Annotated in this window: 16 protein-coding genes and 1 pseudogene; 10 read left to right on the forward strand and 7 right to left on the reverse strand. The window is 43.4% G+C overall.

Features of this window, described 5'->3' with window-relative positions:
* The first annotated feature begins 569 nt into the window (after positions 1 to 569).
* The 5 genes and pseudogenes from ihfA (at position 570) to JC606_RS01790 (ending at position 3,542) form a co-directional block, all read left to right on the forward strand.
* The gene (gene ihfA, locus JC606_RS01770; protein WP_004734853.1) at positions 570 to 866 is read left to right on the forward strand and encodes an integration host factor subunit alpha; all 297 of its coding nucleotides are present in this window, start codon (positions 570 to 572) and stop codon (positions 864 to 866) included.
* 276 nt (positions 867 to 1,142) lie between these two features.
* Positions 1,143 to 1,448 carry a c-type cytochrome gene (locus tag JC606_RS01775; RefSeq protein WP_105057835.1) on the forward strand — a complete coding sequence of 102 codons (306 nt, stop codon included), beginning with the start codon at positions 1,143 to 1,145 and terminating at the stop codon, positions 1,446 to 1,448.
* Positions 1,445 to 2,671 (forward strand): sulfite oxidase, encoded by a 1,227-nt coding sequence (locus tag JC606_RS01780; RefSeq protein ID WP_137407716.1) that lies wholly within the window; start codon positions 1,445 to 1,447, stop codon positions 2,669 to 2,671. Before JC606_RS01775 ends, JC606_RS01780 begins: the two co-directional genes overlap by 4 nt.
* Before the next feature lie 8 nt (positions 2,672 to 2,679).
* On the forward strand, positions 2,680 to 3,111 hold the full coding sequence (locus JC606_RS01785; RefSeq protein WP_137407717.1) for a cytochrome C: 432 nt from the start codon (positions 2,680 to 2,682) through the stop codon (positions 3,109 to 3,111).
* Positions 3,111 to 3,542, forward strand: a pseudogene (locus tag JC606_RS01790) (c-type cytochrome). Before JC606_RS01785 ends, JC606_RS01790 begins: the two are co-directional and overlap by 1 nt.
* A 99-nt stretch (positions 3,543 to 3,641) precedes the next feature.
* Here JC606_RS01790 and JC606_RS01795 read toward each other — a convergent pair.
* Entirely contained in the window at positions 3,642 to 4,421 is a 780-nt protein-coding gene (locus JC606_RS01795) for a RelA/SpoT domain-containing protein (protein ID WP_116870434.1), read from the reverse strand.
* Positions 4,422 to 4,744: 323 nt separating this feature from the next.
* Between JC606_RS01795 and JC606_RS01800 the strand changes: the two genes are divergently transcribed.
* On the forward strand, positions 4,745 to 5,398 hold the full coding sequence (locus JC606_RS01800) for a thiopurine S-methyltransferase (RefSeq protein WP_137407719.1): 654 nt from the start codon (positions 4,745 to 4,747) through the stop codon (positions 5,396 to 5,398).
* Between the two features lie 92 nt (positions 5,399 to 5,490).
* On the opposite strand, the gene purT is transcribed toward JC606_RS01800, so the two are convergent.
* From purT to sbcB, 5 genes are all read right to left on the reverse strand, one after another.
* Complete coding sequence (gene purT / locus JC606_RS01805) at positions 5,491 to 6,666, reverse strand: formate-dependent phosphoribosylglycinamide formyltransferase (protein WP_137407720.1); 1,176 nt, start codon at positions 6,664 to 6,666, stop codon at positions 5,491 to 5,493.
* A gap of 167 nt (positions 6,667 to 6,833) precedes the next feature.
* Positions 6,834 to 7,721, reverse strand: a complete 888-nt coding sequence (gene cdd, locus JC606_RS01810) for a cytidine deaminase (protein WP_008217477.1) — start codon at positions 7,719 to 7,721, stop codon at positions 6,834 to 6,836.
* Positions 7,722 to 7,997: 276 nt separating this feature from the next.
* Positions 7,998 to 8,675: an LrgB family protein gene (locus JC606_RS01815; RefSeq protein ID WP_198777681.1), complete on the reverse strand. Its 678-nt coding sequence runs from the start codon at positions 8,673 to 8,675 to the stop codon at positions 7,998 to 8,000.
* 2 nt (positions 8,676 to 8,677) lie between these two features.
* The gene (locus tag JC606_RS01820) at positions 8,678 to 9,049 is read right to left on the reverse strand and encodes a CidA/LrgA family protein (RefSeq protein WP_198777683.1); all 372 of its coding nucleotides are present in this window, start codon (positions 9,047 to 9,049) and stop codon (positions 8,678 to 8,680) included.
* Positions 9,050 to 9,073: 24 nt separating this feature from the next.
* The gene (gene sbcB / locus JC606_RS01825; protein WP_198777685.1) at positions 9,074 to 10,498 is read right to left on the reverse strand and encodes an exodeoxyribonuclease I; all 1,425 of its coding nucleotides are present in this window, start codon (positions 10,496 to 10,498) and stop codon (positions 9,074 to 9,076) included.
* 965 nt (positions 10,499 to 11,463) lie between these two features.
* On the opposite strand from sbcB, the gene JC606_RS01830 reads away from it, so the two are divergent.
* From JC606_RS01830 to JC606_RS01845, 4 genes are read left to right on the forward strand one after another with little or no spacing between them, the layout of a single operon-like run.
* A complete protein-coding gene (locus JC606_RS01830) occupies positions 11,464 to 11,898 on the forward strand; it encodes a DUF4402 domain-containing protein (RefSeq protein ID WP_008217484.1) in 435 nt (144 codons plus the stop codon).
* 52 nt (positions 11,899 to 11,950) lie between these two features.
* Positions 11,951 to 12,400, forward strand: coding sequence for a DUF4402 domain-containing protein (locus tag JC606_RS01835; protein ID WP_061031507.1), 450 nt, complete (start codon positions 11,951 to 11,953; stop codon positions 12,398 to 12,400).
* Positions 12,397 to 13,107 (forward strand): fimbrial biogenesis chaperone, encoded by a 711-nt coding sequence (locus JC606_RS01840; RefSeq protein WP_198777687.1) that lies wholly within the window; start codon positions 12,397 to 12,399, stop codon positions 13,105 to 13,107. The genes JC606_RS01835 and JC606_RS01840 overlap by 4 nt, the downstream gene beginning before the upstream one ends.
* 54 nt (positions 13,108 to 13,161) lie before the next feature.
* On the forward strand, positions 13,162 to 15,612 hold the full coding sequence (locus tag JC606_RS01845) for a carboxypeptidase-like regulatory domain-containing protein (protein WP_198777688.1): 2,451 nt from the start codon (positions 13,162 to 13,164) through the stop codon (positions 15,610 to 15,612).
* A gap of 76 nt (positions 15,613 to 15,688) precedes the next feature.
* Here JC606_RS01845 and JC606_RS01850 read toward each other — a convergent pair whose 3' ends face one another.
* On the reverse strand, positions 15,689 to 16,435 hold the full coding sequence (locus tag JC606_RS01850) for an ADP-ribosyltransferase (RefSeq protein WP_198777690.1): 747 nt from the start codon (positions 16,433 to 16,435) through the stop codon (positions 15,689 to 15,691).
* Between the last annotated feature and the right edge of the window lie 208 nt (positions 16,436 to 16,643).

Here is a 16,643-nt window from a genome sequence, read left to right on the forward strand (position 1 = left end):
TTACCCTGTTTGATATGTTATAACATATCAATTGCGAGCTGTGAAATGTACTTTGTTAAGTGGCACCATTGAATTATAGGGTTGAACGCCCTCGGACTAGGGGGGAATTGCAATAAGAGTCAGCACGCAATCAGAGATTACATTGCCAAACTCGAATTAAATGCTGAAATGATACAAATCTCATATTTAATACTGCTTATTAAGTAATCTTTGTTGACCTTGATATCAAATCAAGTGGCTGATTTTATTGGGTATAGGAGAAAAGTCTCAGAAATTAATATTTAGATAACTAAAGTTTTAAATTCTAATTTATCAATAGTTGTTGGAATATAGTTCTATTTGGGAACTGTTAAGCAGATGTTTTTTAGCCATATATATGAAATTAAGAGCGTGTTATGTTTCTGATTTGAAAGAATAATCTTACAGTTCAAATAAAAAAGTTGGCGAAAATCAGAAGCTTGGCATACACTTTCCTTGTAAATGACCTTATCTCATTGATTGAATAGGGTAAATGCTTTGGCGCTACTGGCGATAGTAGCAATGATTAACATAGCTTTGAGGAAAGTTTTATGGCACTCACGAAGGCCGATTTGGCTGAGAACCTGTTTGAGACACTCGGATACAGCAAGCGGGATGCCAAGGAAACGGTTGAAGTGTTTTTCGAAGAAGTTCGTAAAGCGCTTGAAAATGGCGAACAGGTAAAACTGTCTGGTTTTGGTAATTTTGATCTTCGCGAGAAAAACGAGCGACCTGGTCGTAACCCGAAAACTGGTGAAGACATTCCAATTTCTGCTCGACGTGTTGTTACTTTTAGACCGGGACAAAAACTAAAGGCCCGTGTCGAAAATATTAAAATCGAGAAGTAGCCAAGCAATTGACCACGCCTAGCGTGGTCTTTTTGTTTTTGTCACCATATTTATTCTTGCCTTCCGTTTTCATTCTTTTATCTTCTCGTATCTCGTATCTCGTATCTCGTATCTCGTATCTCGTATCTCGTATCTCGTACAATTTCTAATCAGCGTTCAGTTCTCCTTAACGGTAGTTAATTCTAATTGAATTTAAATACACCGCTCTATTTGCTGTAATGCGTCCACTTTATGACCGATCAAACTGATTTTTTGATCCAGATCTTAGGAGGATGTGTGCGAAAAGCCGCTTTAGCTTGGGTATTGCTTTTATTTCCCGCGATAGGCCAAGCTGCCGATTACCAACAAATTGCCAATATGTGCGTCGCTTGCCATGGCAGTACTCAAGACACTTCTTTTCCTTCTATTCCGAACCTGAAATGGCAGAACAAGCCTTACGTGGTTGAACAGCTCACGGCTTTTAAGAGTGGAGAACGTTCCGATAAAACCATGTCTAAAGTCGCCCAGCTTTTGTCTGAGCAAGATATTGAGCAGCTTGCCACTTACTTTTACACACTGAATCACAAAGGATCGCAACAATGAGTTTAGATAGAAGACAGTTCCTGAAAGCTGCGTTAACTGCAACCGCGGCGTCAGCGTTGCCGGTCTCTTGGGTGTTTGCTGCTAATCGCCCGGAAGGTTTAGAGGCCCTGGATATCAATGCGTTAACGTGGGCAAAAGCAGAAGATTTGCCGGATTACTATACCATTTTAAATACCAACCCTTTGAATGCTTATCCGCCAGAAAGTATGCTCGCCCCCGCTGTTACGCCCGCTGATGTTCCATTTGTTCGATGGAATGGTTTAATGCCAGATTTCAATAAAATGGATCCGGATACTTGGACGTTCGAAGTGAAAGGGGAGTCTGTAAAACAGAGTAAAACTTACACAATAGCGGAACTCAAATCTAAGTTTAAACACCATACTCAAAGCCTAGTATTGGAGTGTGGTGGCAACAGCCGTAATAACTTTTACCCAAGCACTAAAGGCAATCAGTGGAACAATGCAGGCGTGTACTGCGCACAGTGGACAGGTGTGTTGCTCAGTGATGTGCTAAAAGACTGTGGTATCAAAGATGACGCGGTTTATGTGGGCAACCATGGCTTTGATAAGCACCTAAGTGGTAAAGGTGAAGCGATCTCTCGCGGCGTACCGATTGAAGCCGCAATGACTGACAATGCCTTGATTGCATGGGAAATGAATGGCGAACCTATTCCATATCTTCATGGTTTTCCGTTGAGAACGGTATTTGGAGGTCGCCCAGCTTCTGTCTCTCAAAAGTGCACTACGGGCATTAGTATCCGAAATAAAGTTCATGATGGCCATAAAATGGCAGCACCCGCCTATCAAGTGCCTAAGCACCCAATCGCGCCTGGTGAAAAAGTAGAAAACAAGGATTTTAGAATCATTGAAGAGATGATTGTGAAATCGCTAATTACCTCGCCAAAGAGTGGCACTGAGTTTGCGCTTGGTAAAAAGGTCAAAGTGAGCGGGCACGCGTGGGCTGGGCTGAGAACCGTCGAGAAGCTCCAAGTTAGTTACGATTACGGTACCACTTGGCACGATGCCAAGCTGAATAAACCGGTAAACAAGGGCGCGTGGCAGCAATGGGAAGCCGATCTAGAACTTCCTATGACAGGTTATTATGAGATCTGGGCGAAGGCGACCGATAGCGAAGGCGATAGCCAGCCAGTGGTTCAACCGCAATGGAATCCAAAAGGGTATCTGTTTAATGGTTGTCATAGAGTCGCGGTAAGAGTTTCGTGAGGAAAGCCATGTGTGATAATTCAACTCAGCCCAACAAGCGCTCTTATCGTAAAGGAATTATGAGAGCGGCACTGGTCTGTAGCTTGTCAACCTCAATGCTTGTTCATGCCGATGAAGTGCCGGATAACCCGAAGGCTTTCTATGGGGTAGATAAGAGTTCAGGTTTAATCATGGCTCCGGGATGGGAGTTAGTGAAAGGCCAATGTAATGCGTGCCACACGAGTCTTATTGTGGCGCAGAACAGTGGTACTCGAGAGCAATGGCGTGAAACGATTGAATGGATGGTAGACACTCAGGGACTATGGGACTTGTCTGATACATGGGACCCAGTACTGGACTATCTGAGTACCTACTATCAAGACAAAGGGATCGACATGAACAAGTATCGACGCAAACCTATTGATAGCGCTCTGATGCCGCCTATGCCGGGAGAGCAATAATGAATCTAACTAAGTTCACGCTGCTATTGGTAACGTCGACTGTTGCTATGATGTCACTCTCCGCATGCACTGACGAAAACACTGAAACGGTGGGAAAGGTTTCGCCAAAACTGACAATACAAAGTGACAAAAGAGAACCATACATACCAAGCTTGATGGTAGGTGAAAAGCTCGTTAACAACTTATGTAGCCAGTGCCACGGCGATAAAATCATCCCTTTCGTACAGTCTTATCCGAATATTAAGGGGCAGAAATCCAGCTACATCCTTAAACAATTGCGTGACTTTAAAAGTGATTCACGTCAGGACTAATACATGCAGTCAGTCTTGAAGTCTCTATCTGATAAGGATTTACAGGATGTCGCTGCTTTTTATAGCACCTTAAAGCCATTGGACTTGTATGAACGCTCCCAGGAGTATTACCACCAATAGCGTTCGCTTGTGATTCACAAGAGAAACACTGAAATTAAAAAAGGGCTGCGAGTGCAGCCCTTGTTCGTTTTTGGTTTTGTAGTAGCGGTAAGGTTGGTGTTATGCCGCTTTAATATGAGTCGTAATGTATGGTTGCCATGCTTGTTGGTATAGCTCTAAAGATTGGCGTCTTAGGCTATTGATTTGCGCAGCTTCAATGTCGTTGATTGGGCGCTTTTCGGCAATGGCATGGCGCTCAATACCTTGGATGATCTCGTATAGCTCATGTTCAGGACCACTTTTCACATCCGCTATCGCTTTTAAGTGAAGTTGAACCTCGGCGATCATGTTAGTTTTTGGTAAGCGAACCAGTAAGTTAAGGTCACGGTAGCCAGAGTCAGCTGGTGACTTAAACTTGTTTTTCACTTTTACCACGTCCGCTTCACGGCTCAGTGCTTCGTACACTTCAACTAAGCTTTCTACATCATTAGCGATGATTGTTGCGCGAGCTAGGTCGGTAATTCTTGTGTTGTCACCATCCAGTTCTAATTCAATTTTCTCTTGAGCGCGAGCTTGAGATTTAACACCAGCGAATAGGGCATCTGAATTAGTGAGAAGAGCAGTACTTTTACAGATTGTCTCTAGCTCTGCTTGCGCTTGGTGAGCTTTGCTGTAAAGGATGTCGAAGTCGGTATAAGGCTGAGTTGGACGCGAGTCGAAGGCCTTGATGCCATATAGGCCGCTTAGGCTGTGGCGGAATACGTTTGATGAAACTTGGTTTTGCGAAGACGCTGTGCGCGATTGATCAGTTGAACTCGTTGAAACAGGTGCTGCTGCGAATGCAGGCGCTCGGCTCAATACTAGAAGCATTAGGGCCGTCGTACGGAGAAATACACTCATTCAAACTCCAAAATACAAGGTTACAAAAACGGGTAGTTAAAAGGGGTAACCAGTAACGCATAAGAGTAAAAAAGCTTAACTAAACTCAATACATATTAAATGGGGCTAATTAAGACAGAAACCAACTCTAACGTTTAATATTGCTTTAAAATGTGAACATATAGACAAATAATTCCAGCGTTTGTTCCGCAATTTTAAGAACTTTGGACCTAGCCAGTTTCTGGTGTTACTCGAAACCAATTTGACACTTTAAGCCAAGCTAAGGTTGCTCTTACTTCTCTATACTGTACCCTTGCATTATGACTGTTTAACATGAACGAAAGATGAATAATCCTGAATTTTGGCACAATAAATGGGCAGCCAACCAAATTGGTTTCCACCTTGAAGATGTAAACCCACTTTTGGTTGAGTTTTGGAAAGCAACTGAGCCTAGCTATGAGAAGAGTGTTTTTGTTCCTCTATGTGGCAAGAGTGAAGATCTGATTTGGCTAGCGTCTAAACATGAAGATGTTCAAGGTGTGGAATTGAGCCAGATTGCGGTTAGAGCTTTTTTCTCTGAGCATTTTTACACGCCAACCGTAACTCAAATAAACGGTCAGCATGAGCTTTATCAATTTGATGAGTTGAGTGTTTACACTGGGGATTACTTCACTGCGCCAATTCAGCCGGTCGATATTATTTATGATCGTGCTTCTTTAGTTGCTTTGCCTGCTGAGATGAGAGTGCAATATGTAGAACGCTTGAAGCAGTTATTGAAGCCTGGCGGCAAGATCCTGCTTGTAACGCTAGACTACGACCAAGACGAAATGGCAGGTCCTCCGTTTAGCGTACCTAAACTAGAAATCGATCAGTTGTTTGCGGGTTACAAGATTACGTTATTGAATCAAGACATTGCAGACCAAGAGCACCCTAAGATTGCTAAGAAAGGTTTGTCTCGATTCAGTGAGGAAGTGTACTTGATTGAGTCGGAAGTCTAAGCTCAGTTTGCTTTCGAAAAGATAACACCAATGAAAAGACGGGCGCATGGCCCGTCTTTTTGATCGTTAAGACTTCATGTGTGAAAGCCTAATTAGTAAATCACTTTAACTTTAGATGCGCTGGTGATTGCATCTTCAATCGCGGTTTCTGTGCTCTTACGGCGTGTTAGTGCAACACCAAGGCGACGACGACCATCGATGTCTGGCTTACCAAACAGGCGAACTTGTGTTTGTGGTGCATCTAGCGCTTCCGCAAGGCTTTCAAAACGGATGTTCGTTGATGTGCCTTGTCCAAGGATTACTGCAGACGCACATGGGCCATACTGAGTAATTGATTTAATTGGCATACCTGTAAATGCACGTACGTGCAGCGCGAATTCTGATGAGTCTTGAGACATCAAAGTCACTAAGCCAGTATCGTGTGGGCGAGGGGATACTTCGTTGAAGATCACATGGTCACCTTTAACGAACAACTCTACGCCAAAGATACCATGACCGCCTAAAGCATTAACCACTTGCTCTGCTGTGTACTGTGCCGCTTTTAGAGCGTTGTCTGACATGATTTGTGGCTGCCATGATTCGCGGTAATCACCATCTTCTTGGCGGTGGCCGATAGGTGCACAGAAATGGACACCGTCGACGGCGCGAACGGTTAGAAGAGTAATCTCATAATCAAAGTCGATGAAACCTTCAACGATCACACGACCCGCACCAGTACGACCGCCTTCTTGTGCGTAGTCCCAAGACTTCTGGATATCTTCTTCGGTTTTGATAACGCTTTGGCCTTTGCCTGAAGAACTCATTACTGGTTTCACAACGCAAGGCATACCGACAAATTCAACCGCTGCAGCGAAATCTTCAAAGGTGTCTGCAAAGCGGTAAGGGGATGTGCTTAGCTTGAGTTCTTCTGCTGCCAGGCGACGAATACCTTCACGGTTCATCGTTAGCTTAGTGGCGTTAGCTGTTGGAACGACATTCAAGCCTTGAGCTTCAAGCTCTACCAACTTGCTGGTGGCGATAGCCTCAATTTCAGGCACCACGTAATCTGGTTTTTCTAGTTCAATGATGGCTTGAAGTGCATCGCCATCTAACATGTCTAATACATGGCTGCGATGCGCAACTTGCATAGCTGGCGCATCTGCATAACGGTCACAAGCAATAACTTCTAAACCTAAACGTTGGCACTCGATAGCCACTTCTTTGCCAAGTTCACCTGAACCTAATAGAAGTACACGAGTAGCATTTTCACGAGTAGCAGTACCAAACATAGAAATTCCTTCCGATCTTTTGAACGATTGATTGAAAACGGGGTGATCATACTTATTTAAACGACAAAAGCAAACGTTTGCGTAAGTTGTGGTGTTAATTACAAGCATAAAAAAAGCAGCCCTATAAAAATGGGCTGCTTATTTAAAAGGTTGTTAATTAGATGTACTTAGATTGCTAAGTAAGTCACTGGAATGTCAGGATTAATCGCTTCTAATGTAGATTGCGTATCCGCTAGGTGACTGATACTACCCTCGGCGATTTCAACCAATGCTGCACTTTCAATTTGTTCAAAATCGAAGCCCGCAAGTTTTAGTTGAATCAGCGCAACTTGTAGCGGTGGAAGGCTAGGGTTGAATGCTGCGTTTTCAGCGTAAGCACCAGTGAAGATCTCACCAGTTGTTAGCTGTAGTGATACACCACTTAAATTTTTGGTGTATGGCGCATGGCTGCGGTTAAGGGCTGCTAATGCTTCAACTACGATAGGAGTGGTCTCTTCCGTCGTGTACTTATGATCAAGTTCAGACATCAAGCCTGTTGTTACACCAAGATCAGAAGGTCCAAATGAATCAGGTAGGTACTCTTGTAGTGACATTTCATCACGCTGTGGCAGCTGAACTTTAAGCTCTTTCGCTGTAGTCAACTCATTCATAAATTGACGACAGTGACCACAAGGGCTGAAGTTAATTGTGATGTCCGAGATGCCTCGCTCGCCTTTCATCCAAGCGTGGCTGATTGCAGATTGCTCTGCGTGTACGGTTTGGCCAAGTTGCGCACCCGCGATTTCAAGGTTTGCACCAAAGTACAAAGTACCAGACAAACCACGCACGATCGCGCCAACGTAAAAGTCAGATAGCGGAGCGTATGAATACGCTGCAGCAAAAGGAAGTAGTGCGATGCGTAGTTCGTCATCCGCTAAGCCGCTTGCTTGAAGCAGGCTAGAGAACTGTTCTGGAGACAATGTCGCGTCAAAGTTGTCTGCTAATACGATGTCACTTAAAAGCGCTTTCATTGATGATGGAGCACTTTCCAGCGCCAGGGTAATACGACTGTTCATGTTGAATCCTTAATTGACCTTAGGCTTTAAGTTTATGCAATGCTCAGGAATTTTCTGTGATAAAGATCACCATTGTATTGTTGTTGTTACATTGGTTTGCATAATTAGAGTGAGGTCACACTTGAAATCGATTGCAAGGACCATTTTTACAGCTGATATCGCACTTATTGTTCAAAATCACCGGTGATTAGCTGAATAAATGGCAATAAAAAGCCCAAGCAAACACTGAAATCAACAGGGCTGCGCTTGGGCTGATACGTTTTGTGAGCACTTCCGCTATGAATAAAACCAGACGACCATGCCAAACACGCTAGGTGCGATGATTGAGGTGATAACGCCACAAAGCACTAGCGCCAGTGAACTGAAAGCCGCATCTTCTTGGTTCTTTTCAGCGCAAGTCGCCGTACCTAACGCGTGAGAAACCGTGCCCATGGTTAAACCCCTAGCAATAGGGCTCTTAATACCAATCAGATTGTAGATAGGGTAAGCAAAAATTGCCCCGAATAAACCAACGATAAGAACCAGTATTGCAGCAATAGCCGCTTCACCACCAAGATGGCTTGATACTTCCATTGCAATGGGTGTGGTGACTGATTTGCCCAATAGACTCGCAATCAAACTTAGGTCAGCTCTGAAAGCGACGGCAATCATTGCCGCTGTGGTCATCGACATCACACTACCCAGTGTGCATGCAAAGGTTATGATTCGCCAGTTAGCTCGAATTTGAGGTAGCTGCTCATATAAAGGATAAGCTAGGGCGACAACCGCTGGCTGAAGCATGTACGTAATCCAAGTATTGTCTGCGTAGTAGGTCTCGAACGGGACTTTAAAGAACGTCAGAATTGGAATGATGATGCCAATGCTTATTAGAAGCGGGTTACATAGCGGGGAGTTCACTTTCTGACTTACCCAACGGGCAAACAGAAACACCACAATCGTTAATAGAATCCACATGGTTATTTACCTCTCGCCAGCAAGCGGTCTAAGAACCATGACAAAGATACCAATACGATGAGTGTGCCGCCCACCGCGCTCGCCATAATCGGCAGTGCGTTAGCGATAAGCATGTCAAAATGTTCCATAAGCCCGACACTGATCGGGACAAACAGCAAAATCATCAAACGAATAATTAGGCTGGCACCAGGTTGTACCCAGTGCGCAGGCACAATACCTATCACCATGGCAGTAAACAAAATCAACATACCAAAAATACTGCCAGGGATTGAGGTGTTTAAGTATTGTTGTAACGCGTTGCCTGCAGTGAGAGCACCTATGATTAAGGTGAAGGAGATTAAGCAGTAAACGAGTTTGAGCAATCTTTCTTTCAAGGTTTTACATCTCTCGATAATGGGTTAACTAGCTAGCTTTTCTACGTATTGATACACCGCTTTCAAGATAGCCATTTTCTTTTCGTCGCTTTCATGTTCGTGTGCGAGGTTTTCTAGGTTGAGCATGTATTCTTCTAAGCGGCTTTCGTAAAACTCACGACAATGGTTTGCCCACTTAATCTGCTCAGATTCGTCTAGTGTCCATGGGAAGTGGCGAGCGCGGTAACGAAACAGCAAAGGCTTAATACGTTCGTCACTGAAGGTGATATCCAGCGCTGCTAAGTTATTTGGATCAGTCTCACGGATGATGTTCATCGCGGTCTTATCTGCTGGAGAGAAGAAGCCATCGTAAAGTTGGGTATCTACATCGTCGCTCTTTTCGTATTCACGTTCCTGTGAATATAAGCCAATCAGTTTTTCGCGAATTTCTGGGTGTTCGCGTAGGATCGCTAGGTTCTTCAAACACTGCTGACGATCAATACCAATGGTTTCAGCATTTTCAGCGGTTAACGTTTTTGCTGGCGCTAGGATAGGGCACTTGTTGAGTTGAACCAGCTTAATTGGCACTGGTAGCTCGTCTTCATTTAGGTCGCTGCGCTTGGTGTAAAGCCTTTCTCTAAGCTCATCAGTATCTAGCTCAAGCAGAGGGCTAGGATCTTTTGCCAAGTCCACCACGATAACCGCATTTTGATTGGTTGGATGCCACGCCATAGGAACGATCCAGCTTGTGTAATTGCAGTCACGACCAAACATGCCTGACACATGCATGAGAGGTGTCATGTTTACGATGTCGACTAATTCGTTCAACTTGCGCTTGTGACGCATGTTGTAGAGATAATCAAACATCTTAGGTTGTGCGGTTTTCAGCTTTTTCGCTAGTTCGATAGTCGCGATAACATCCGCCATCGCATCGTGCGCGTTTTCATGTTCTATGCCGTTTGCCACAGATAGATGTTCCAGTTTGAAGCTTGGGAAACCTTCTTCGTTTTCTGGCCACACAATACCGTCAGGGCGCAGAGCGTGTACGGCACGCATCACGTCTAATAGATCCCAACGAGAGTTACCGTTTTGCCAGCTCCATGCATATGGGTCAATGAAGTTACGGTAACAGGTGTATCGCGTTACTTCGTCATCGAATCGAATACTGTTGTAACCAAGGCTTGTGGTGTTCGGTTTTGCAAGCTCGGCATGTATCTTGGCGATGAACTCAGGTTCCGGTAGGCCTTGAGACATGGCTTTTTGTGGAGTGATGCGAGTGATCAGTGCGGCTTCAGGTGCAGGTAGATAATCAGCAGGAGGTTGGCAGTAGATGACCAATGGCTCACCAATAATATTGAAATCTTGGTCGGTACGAACGCCGGCAAACTGACTTGGACGATCTTTTGCTGGGCTCACGCCCCATGTTTCGTAATCGAAAAAGAAGTAGGTTGGCTGATTATCTGAACTCATTGAATTTCCTGAACAGTCTACGGGTAATCGTGTACTGTGGCTGAAGGTTAGTTTTGTTCAGTATCTGATAGTATGCGGTACGCGTGCAACCCAGATCACAAATAAATTGCAGGAAAGTGCTGCATTCCTATTCAATCAGACTGCGATCGAGGACTTGGTATCTTAGATTGCTTATTTATTGGCAAGATCAACCAACAAAGTGGTGTGACAAAGCGCTCGAAGGGGACACCATTTGGGGGGGTAAAATCAGCTCTGGATAGCCAAAACATTCTGAGTCTATGAAGAGTGTGTTACTGCTTGTATCTGCCTTACATCACGCTTTCAACGTCACGCGCTTTGTTGCACTAAACGCTCCTGAGAGATGAAACTGAATCGGTCATTAGAGTAAATCGTAGAACCAGTCATAGATATAAAATTATTATCCTAAATGATGTTATTTTATAGTTTTAATGACCACAATAAATAATCATGTTAGATAATTTGACATGTCTTAATTTTAATACATCATAAATTGTGAGGGTAAATAATTCACCTTTGATTTCTTAATGTTTCAATTTTATTACAATGAGAGGATTAATCTAACTTGTTTCAATTTTGAGAATTTATTGCAACATGATGATCTATATATATCGTTTTTTGGTATGACTTCAAGTTTATCTTGGTCGGTATTTCTGGATATATTCCAATAATTAGGTTTTTACTTGATTAAATAAATGGTTAACTAACTAATTAGTATGTCAAACGAGTTTTATATATTATTGGATGGAATGCTCTAATACCATTATTTTTATTAGTGTTATTTATATCAATTTGCGTGATCTTATTCTCACTGCTCTCTATTTCTTTATAAATAAGTGTCAATATATATATTTTCTAAATAGGATTGTTGTTACTTAATTGTTAACTATGGTTGGCTGTTAGGTAACCCTAATAATAAAGTCGAATTTATATAAAGGATTAAAGAAATGAACAAAGTCTTTAAGGTTGTTGCTGTCTCTGCACTTTCTATCTCTTCAGCGAACGTTTTCGCTGTGAGTGACACTTTTGATGCAACATTAGAAGTAAAACAAGCAATTACAATGACAAAAACCAGTGATTTAGACTTCGGTATCATCACTTCAGACAACACTACTGATGTTGTTGTCGCTCAAGGTGATGCAGGAGCTGCGGCGTTTACGCTTTCTGGAGAGTCTGGTGATACGGTAACAGTAAGTATTTCAGATACCAACTTGGTTAACGGTGTAAATACAATCGCGGCAGAATTTGACTTTAATAACGCGATAACTCTTACCGGGGGTACTGCGGATCTTAATATTGGTGGCACTGCACGTACTTCGAGCGCAACATTAGTCGCTGGTACTTATACTGCAAACGTTGCAGTAGATGTAACTTACCAGTAATTAAATGAAACTAGTCTAATATTGTGGCTGTTATATTGCAGCCGCTTTTACTATGAAGTCTCTATTTAGATGTGTAGTTAAGTACACGGCTTATATTGGTCTTATTTTTTATTCAAGCCCGTTCTATGCTCTGGAAATAATTCCTGAGAATATGGAAGTAAAATTTCCGGGCATGTATGTTTCTGGTTCTGGACAGAATGCCGATGCTAATCCATCGAGTAGTCAGATTTATGTGGTGCGCTTTTATGTCGAAGGTGAGCCAGGGAAAAAGATCGTGGTTTCGCTCCCATCTAACCAATACCTTAACCATTCCCAAAAGTCTAAACGTCTTCGTATCAAAAAGTTCTATTTTGGCTGTGGCTTGTCGAAAAGGGGCAGAGCGAAAATAAAAGGGAATGGCAGAAGTAAACTGCTGTGTATTGGCGCAAGAGTAAAAATCGGCGCGAATCACCCAGCTGGCGTTTATACCAGTACCATTCCTTTTGAGGTTAATTATAAATGAAGTTATTTATCTCATGTATTGTCGGCTTACTTTTCACTGCACAAGCCTATGCTCAACTCCTTATTGCACCAACACGTTTCGTCTTAGATGCTGATACCTCTGTGACAGAAAAAATCGTGGTAGAAAACAATTCAGATGAACCGATTCGATTAGAGATAAAACCTATCTATCGACCAGTAAAGGCGAGTGGGCTGGTGCGTACCGATGCCAATATTGCTGAGTCTGAAAACATCGCTGATTGGATTAAAGTGTCACCACCGATTATTCGTGAATTGAAGCCTAACCAAAGGCGCACCGTTCGCCTGCGTATGAACGCCTTACCTGCGGACATGCCTGATGGTGAATACCGTGCTTATCTATGGTTCTCTCCGATAGCGAAAGCGCCCGAAGCCTCACCGCCAGACCTGTCCAGAAAGGTTCGATCTAACAATGGTTCAGCGTTCCAGCTTAACTTCCACATCAACAGTTATGTGCCAGTTTACGTACAAAAAGGTGAACAGGTCCAAGATGTTAAGTTTGAATGTGATGAAGAGAACCTCAAGATCACCAATGACGGTAAGTTTCAGTTCAGCGCCAAACTGAATGTCGACGAACACAGCGAAAAGGTGGTGTTGCTGCGTAATGCTGAATTAACCAAATCGCTTCCAAAAGGCTCAAAGATTTCACTGGTTCAAAACGATGAGTCTTTGCACGAATGTGTTCTATAACTTGAGCTGTATGTTGTCAGTGCTTACGCGCTCGATTGAGTGACGATAAGATTCATGTTCCAGCACCTGTTATGTCGACTTGTCTTGCTTTGCTCTTTGCTTCCATTTGTCGCTTATTCTCAGTCAGAACAGGAAAACGAGGCGAGTGAACTCTATCCTGCTCATATAGAGGTGCGAGTAGGACAAGTCGGTGATAGTTTTTACCGTGTGATGATGGATGATTACGAAGAGCCGTTCATATCGATATCCAATGCGGCTTTTTCGCTGTTAGAGATGAACGGGCAGTGCGATGACGTGGGTTATTGTGAAATCTACCTGCCGCAAGATGTAGGTAGAGAGTCTCCCCCCTATATTGTTGATACCCAGCAAGCGCTTTGTTATCGCGATGACAATAATATCCAATCAATTAAGTTTGAAGTGATTGAGTCTGAAACCTATATCCACTGGTACAGCCTACAAGCGTGTATCCCTGCCAAAGTCCGATGGGACATTGATGACTATCGGCTGACCGTTTCTCCGGAATTCAGCTCCTTGACCGAGTTGGAAGCGGTGATCTCGAAGATCAAAAGTGAATCCCGTAAGAAAGCCGAAGAATTAAAACGTGCCTCTAACGTGCCTGCGGTCGAGCCCCTTGCTAGGGTAGGATTAGCGACACGAGTAGCAACGTCTGTATATCACGACAGTGAAGAGGGAGGTGATGTCTATGCCATTTCCGATACCATTCTTAGTACCGAACATTTCTTATCCCGATTGTCTATCGATTCGAGAGAAGACCAGCCCATCGTCTATTACAACATCGCGGTTGAGACGAACGATGGTGAGGGCTCGCTTGAGTTAGGGCATGTATTGTTGGATGGCAGTGTTTTTACGATTAACCAAACCCTTGAAGACGGTCTCTACTACACCAATCGAAACCGTCAGCCTGAGTTCGGCAACTTACAATTGGAACGTACAACCCAACCCAATATCAGCATTGACGTGTTGGTTAATGGTATCTATCAAACCACTTATCGTTCTGATGAGTTTGGACGTTTTGTCATTGAAGAAGACAACATTTCCCCTGGTGACACCATAAAGTTTCGTTACTACTTATCTAAAGGGGTGTGGCAGGAAGAAGAGATCACCGTTGCTGGTTTAGAAGATGCCTTTTTACCACACAATGACTGGGGCGTTGAGGTGGTAGGTAATGAAGGCGCGGATCGAACTGGCGCTGTCTCGTTAGAGTATGGCCTCGCTGATTATTTTACCGTGGGTAGTGCTTTCAGACGACAGCATGGCAAAGACTTAGTCGGTTTTCAGGGGCGATATTTACCGACACACTGGTTTGCTGGTCATATTGGTTGGTTGCCCGATTTTAATCGGTTCCCCATGGAGTTTGATATCTTGCTAGGTGCCGATCAGTCCGCATCGATTGAACTTAATAAGACCGATGAATTGGATTTAGAGTCGATGGAGTATGATGTCTTCAAGTACAACTTGTCACTTGCAAACCTCACTGCCTTTTTAACGGTAAGAAACGATGACGACGAGTTAAGTGTAGAGCCAAAAGTGAACGCCAAAGTGTCGAGTAACCTGTTCCTTTCTTATGCAGGGGATTATCAATACACGAAAGATACCCACCAAGATAGTTACTTGCATACCGTCGAGCTCGCCAAAAGCGGTTTTTCTGATACATCGTGGAATATATCTGGAACAGTGAATGGGTCTGGACATCATGAACGCACTGAGCTCTCCTTAAGAAATGCCTGTAAAGAGTGTGTGCTTGATCCTTTGAAGGTATTTCAAGAGCTGACCACTAATGTATCGGCACGCTACCAGAAACAAGATGTCTCATTTACTGCCTCTTTGGAAGCACGCGTGAATCCATATCTGCTCTTTAGATTGGAAGGCACAGAAGACCGATATGGCGTCGAGATGACCACGGAATTTGGTGCGAAAACCTATTTTGACGAAGATATTGGCGAGTTTGTTGAATGGAATCGATACAACCACTCTAAACTGACCGGCATCGTGTATGACCATCACAAGCAACCTATAGCCGGAGTCAGCTTACAGGTCCTGGACCAACGTGCTGTCAGTAATTCTAAAGGAAGGTTTGAGTTTTCAAGTGTTCCTGCTAGAGAAAAGCTACCAATTTATATCGATGAAGGAGCGTTAGACCTCAACTTAACACCAATTCAGAATCCAGTGTTTGTAAATACTAAGCAGGTGGGACAAACCCATGCACCGATCGAGATGGTGGTGTCATTTGGTGTGGATGGCACTGTGGAAGGGGATATAGAGAGCAATGCGTACCTGCATTTTAAACACATCCAGAAAGGCACCGAATATTCCAGTGAAATAGAGAGTGATGGCTTTTACATGGTCGAAGGGCTTATCGCGGGTAAATATATTGTGACCTTAGAGATGGGAGACAAACGATTCGTACAAGGTGCCGAGTTGGATGGGGATTTTTGGGTAAGCGACTTAACATTTCAGCTGATCGACTTTCATAAGGTCTATTAGTGATCGTTAAGGCTGAGGAAAGATCTCCTCAGCTTTTATCATAGTGCCTAATGTTTCGTACCTAACGGCAAAGTCACTAGTAGATACAGGCTTCTGCTACGGTGAGGTTTTCTCCTGAATGGAGATCTTTTATAGGGCGCGTACCGACCTGTTCTGCTGATACTTCGCGGTAGATCACTTGATTTCCCTCCGGCGTGGTATTGATCGCCGTGACCTCAAACAGAGAGTTTCTATTAACCAGCACCTCTAATTCATCATCGCGCACCGTGGGTATCACGATTCCATGTTGACCAAGGTTAAGCTCAAATCGAGAAAGTTGCCCATTATGAAAAGTATAAGAAGATGTTTTCGAGATAGACGTGGACAAGTATGAATTGGGACTGACGATATCTCCAACTTTTACAGTGTCTCCGTAAGCGGAGAGTAAGCTCTCCCCACGAAACACTGTCCCTTTGTATTTGATGCCATGTTCGAACGCTGAGTCTATTTCATTGATTAATGATTCTGTCTCCGAGTCCATTCTCCCTTGCGCTAACCCTCTTCTTATCGGCTGATAGGCATCATCTTGATACCTTTCTAGTGCATCAATCTCACTAGGGTTTAGGTGTTGGTTTTGCGCTGCTGCTTGTTGGTACAGCTGCGACCGGATCTTAGCGAAGTCTCCATAATTCGATTCGAATCCTGGGTCAGACATATCTTCAAGAATGGTTTCAATGTTATCAGCACTGTAATACTGAGCGTTATATTTGAGGGCGGCGAGTGAAGTAAATGGTAGTGCAGAGAGGCAAAGGGCAAGCAAATAGCGAATGTGTAATGTTTTCATTTTGGTAATAACAATCGATTTCTAATAGCTTTTTATTATACATATTATGCTTATTGTTTAATATGGGTTATTGCGTATCTATCTTATTATTTATAGATAGTTCGCGTTCTAATTAGTTCAGAAGATAAATGGAGGTGTTATTCGAAAGCGAATCACAGTTTGATTTATTGGCACGATCGTGAAATTGATTTATCCCATAAAGCGAACC

This window comes from Vibrio sp. IB15 (assembly GCF_016406055.1).
Taxonomy (GTDB): Bacteria; Pseudomonadota; Gammaproteobacteria; order Enterobacterales; family Vibrionaceae; genus Vibrio; species Vibrio chagasii.

Coding starts and splice junctions, on each gene's coding strand:
- JC606_RS01840 (WP_198777687.1), top strand. CDS start 12,397: ATGAAGTTATTTATCTCATGTATTGTCGGCTTACTTTTCACTGCACAA.
- JC606_RS01800 (WP_137407719.1), top strand. CDS start 4,745: ATGAATAATCCTGAATTTTGGCACAATAAATGGGCAGCCAACCAAATT.
- JC606_RS01845 (WP_198777688.1), top strand. CDS start 13,162: ATGTTCCAGCACCTGTTATGTCGACTTGTCTTGCTTTGCTCTTTGCTT.
- JC606_RS01835 (WP_061031507.1), top strand. CDS start 11,951: ATGAAGTCTCTATTTAGATGTGTAGTTAAGTACACGGCTTATATTGGT.
- JC606_RS01785 (WP_137407717.1), top strand. CDS start 2,680: ATGTGTGATAATTCAACTCAGCCCAACAAGCGCTCTTATCGTAAAGGA.
- JC606_RS01795 (WP_116870434.1), bottom strand. CDS start 4,421: ATGAGTGTATTTCTCCGTACGACGGCCCTAATGCTTCTAGTATTGAGC.
- purT (WP_137407720.1), bottom strand. CDS start 6,666: ATGTTTGGTACTGCTACTCGTGAAAATGCTACTCGTGTACTTCTATTA.
- ihfA (WP_004734853.1), top strand. CDS start 570: ATGGCACTCACGAAGGCCGATTTGGCTGAGAACCTGTTTGAGACACTC.
- JC606_RS01830 (WP_008217484.1), top strand. CDS start 11,464: ATGAACAAAGTCTTTAAGGTTGTTGCTGTCTCTGCACTTTCTATCTCT.
- JC606_RS01780 (WP_137407716.1), top strand. CDS start 1,445: ATGAGTTTAGATAGAAGACAGTTCCTGAAAGCTGCGTTAACTGCAACC.
- JC606_RS01815 (WP_198777681.1), bottom strand. CDS start 8,675: ATGTGGATTCTATTAACGATTGTGGTGTTTCTGTTTGCCCGTTGGGTA.
- JC606_RS01850 (WP_198777690.1), bottom strand. CDS start 16,435: ATGAAAACATTACACATTCGCTATTTGCTTGCCCTTTGCCTCTCTGCA.
- cdd (WP_008217477.1), bottom strand. CDS start 7,721: ATGAACAGTCGTATTACCCTGGCGCTGGAAAGTGCTCCATCATCAATG.
- sbcB (WP_198777685.1), bottom strand. CDS start 10,498: ATGAGTTCAGATAATCAGCCAACCTACTTCTTTTTCGATTACGAAACA.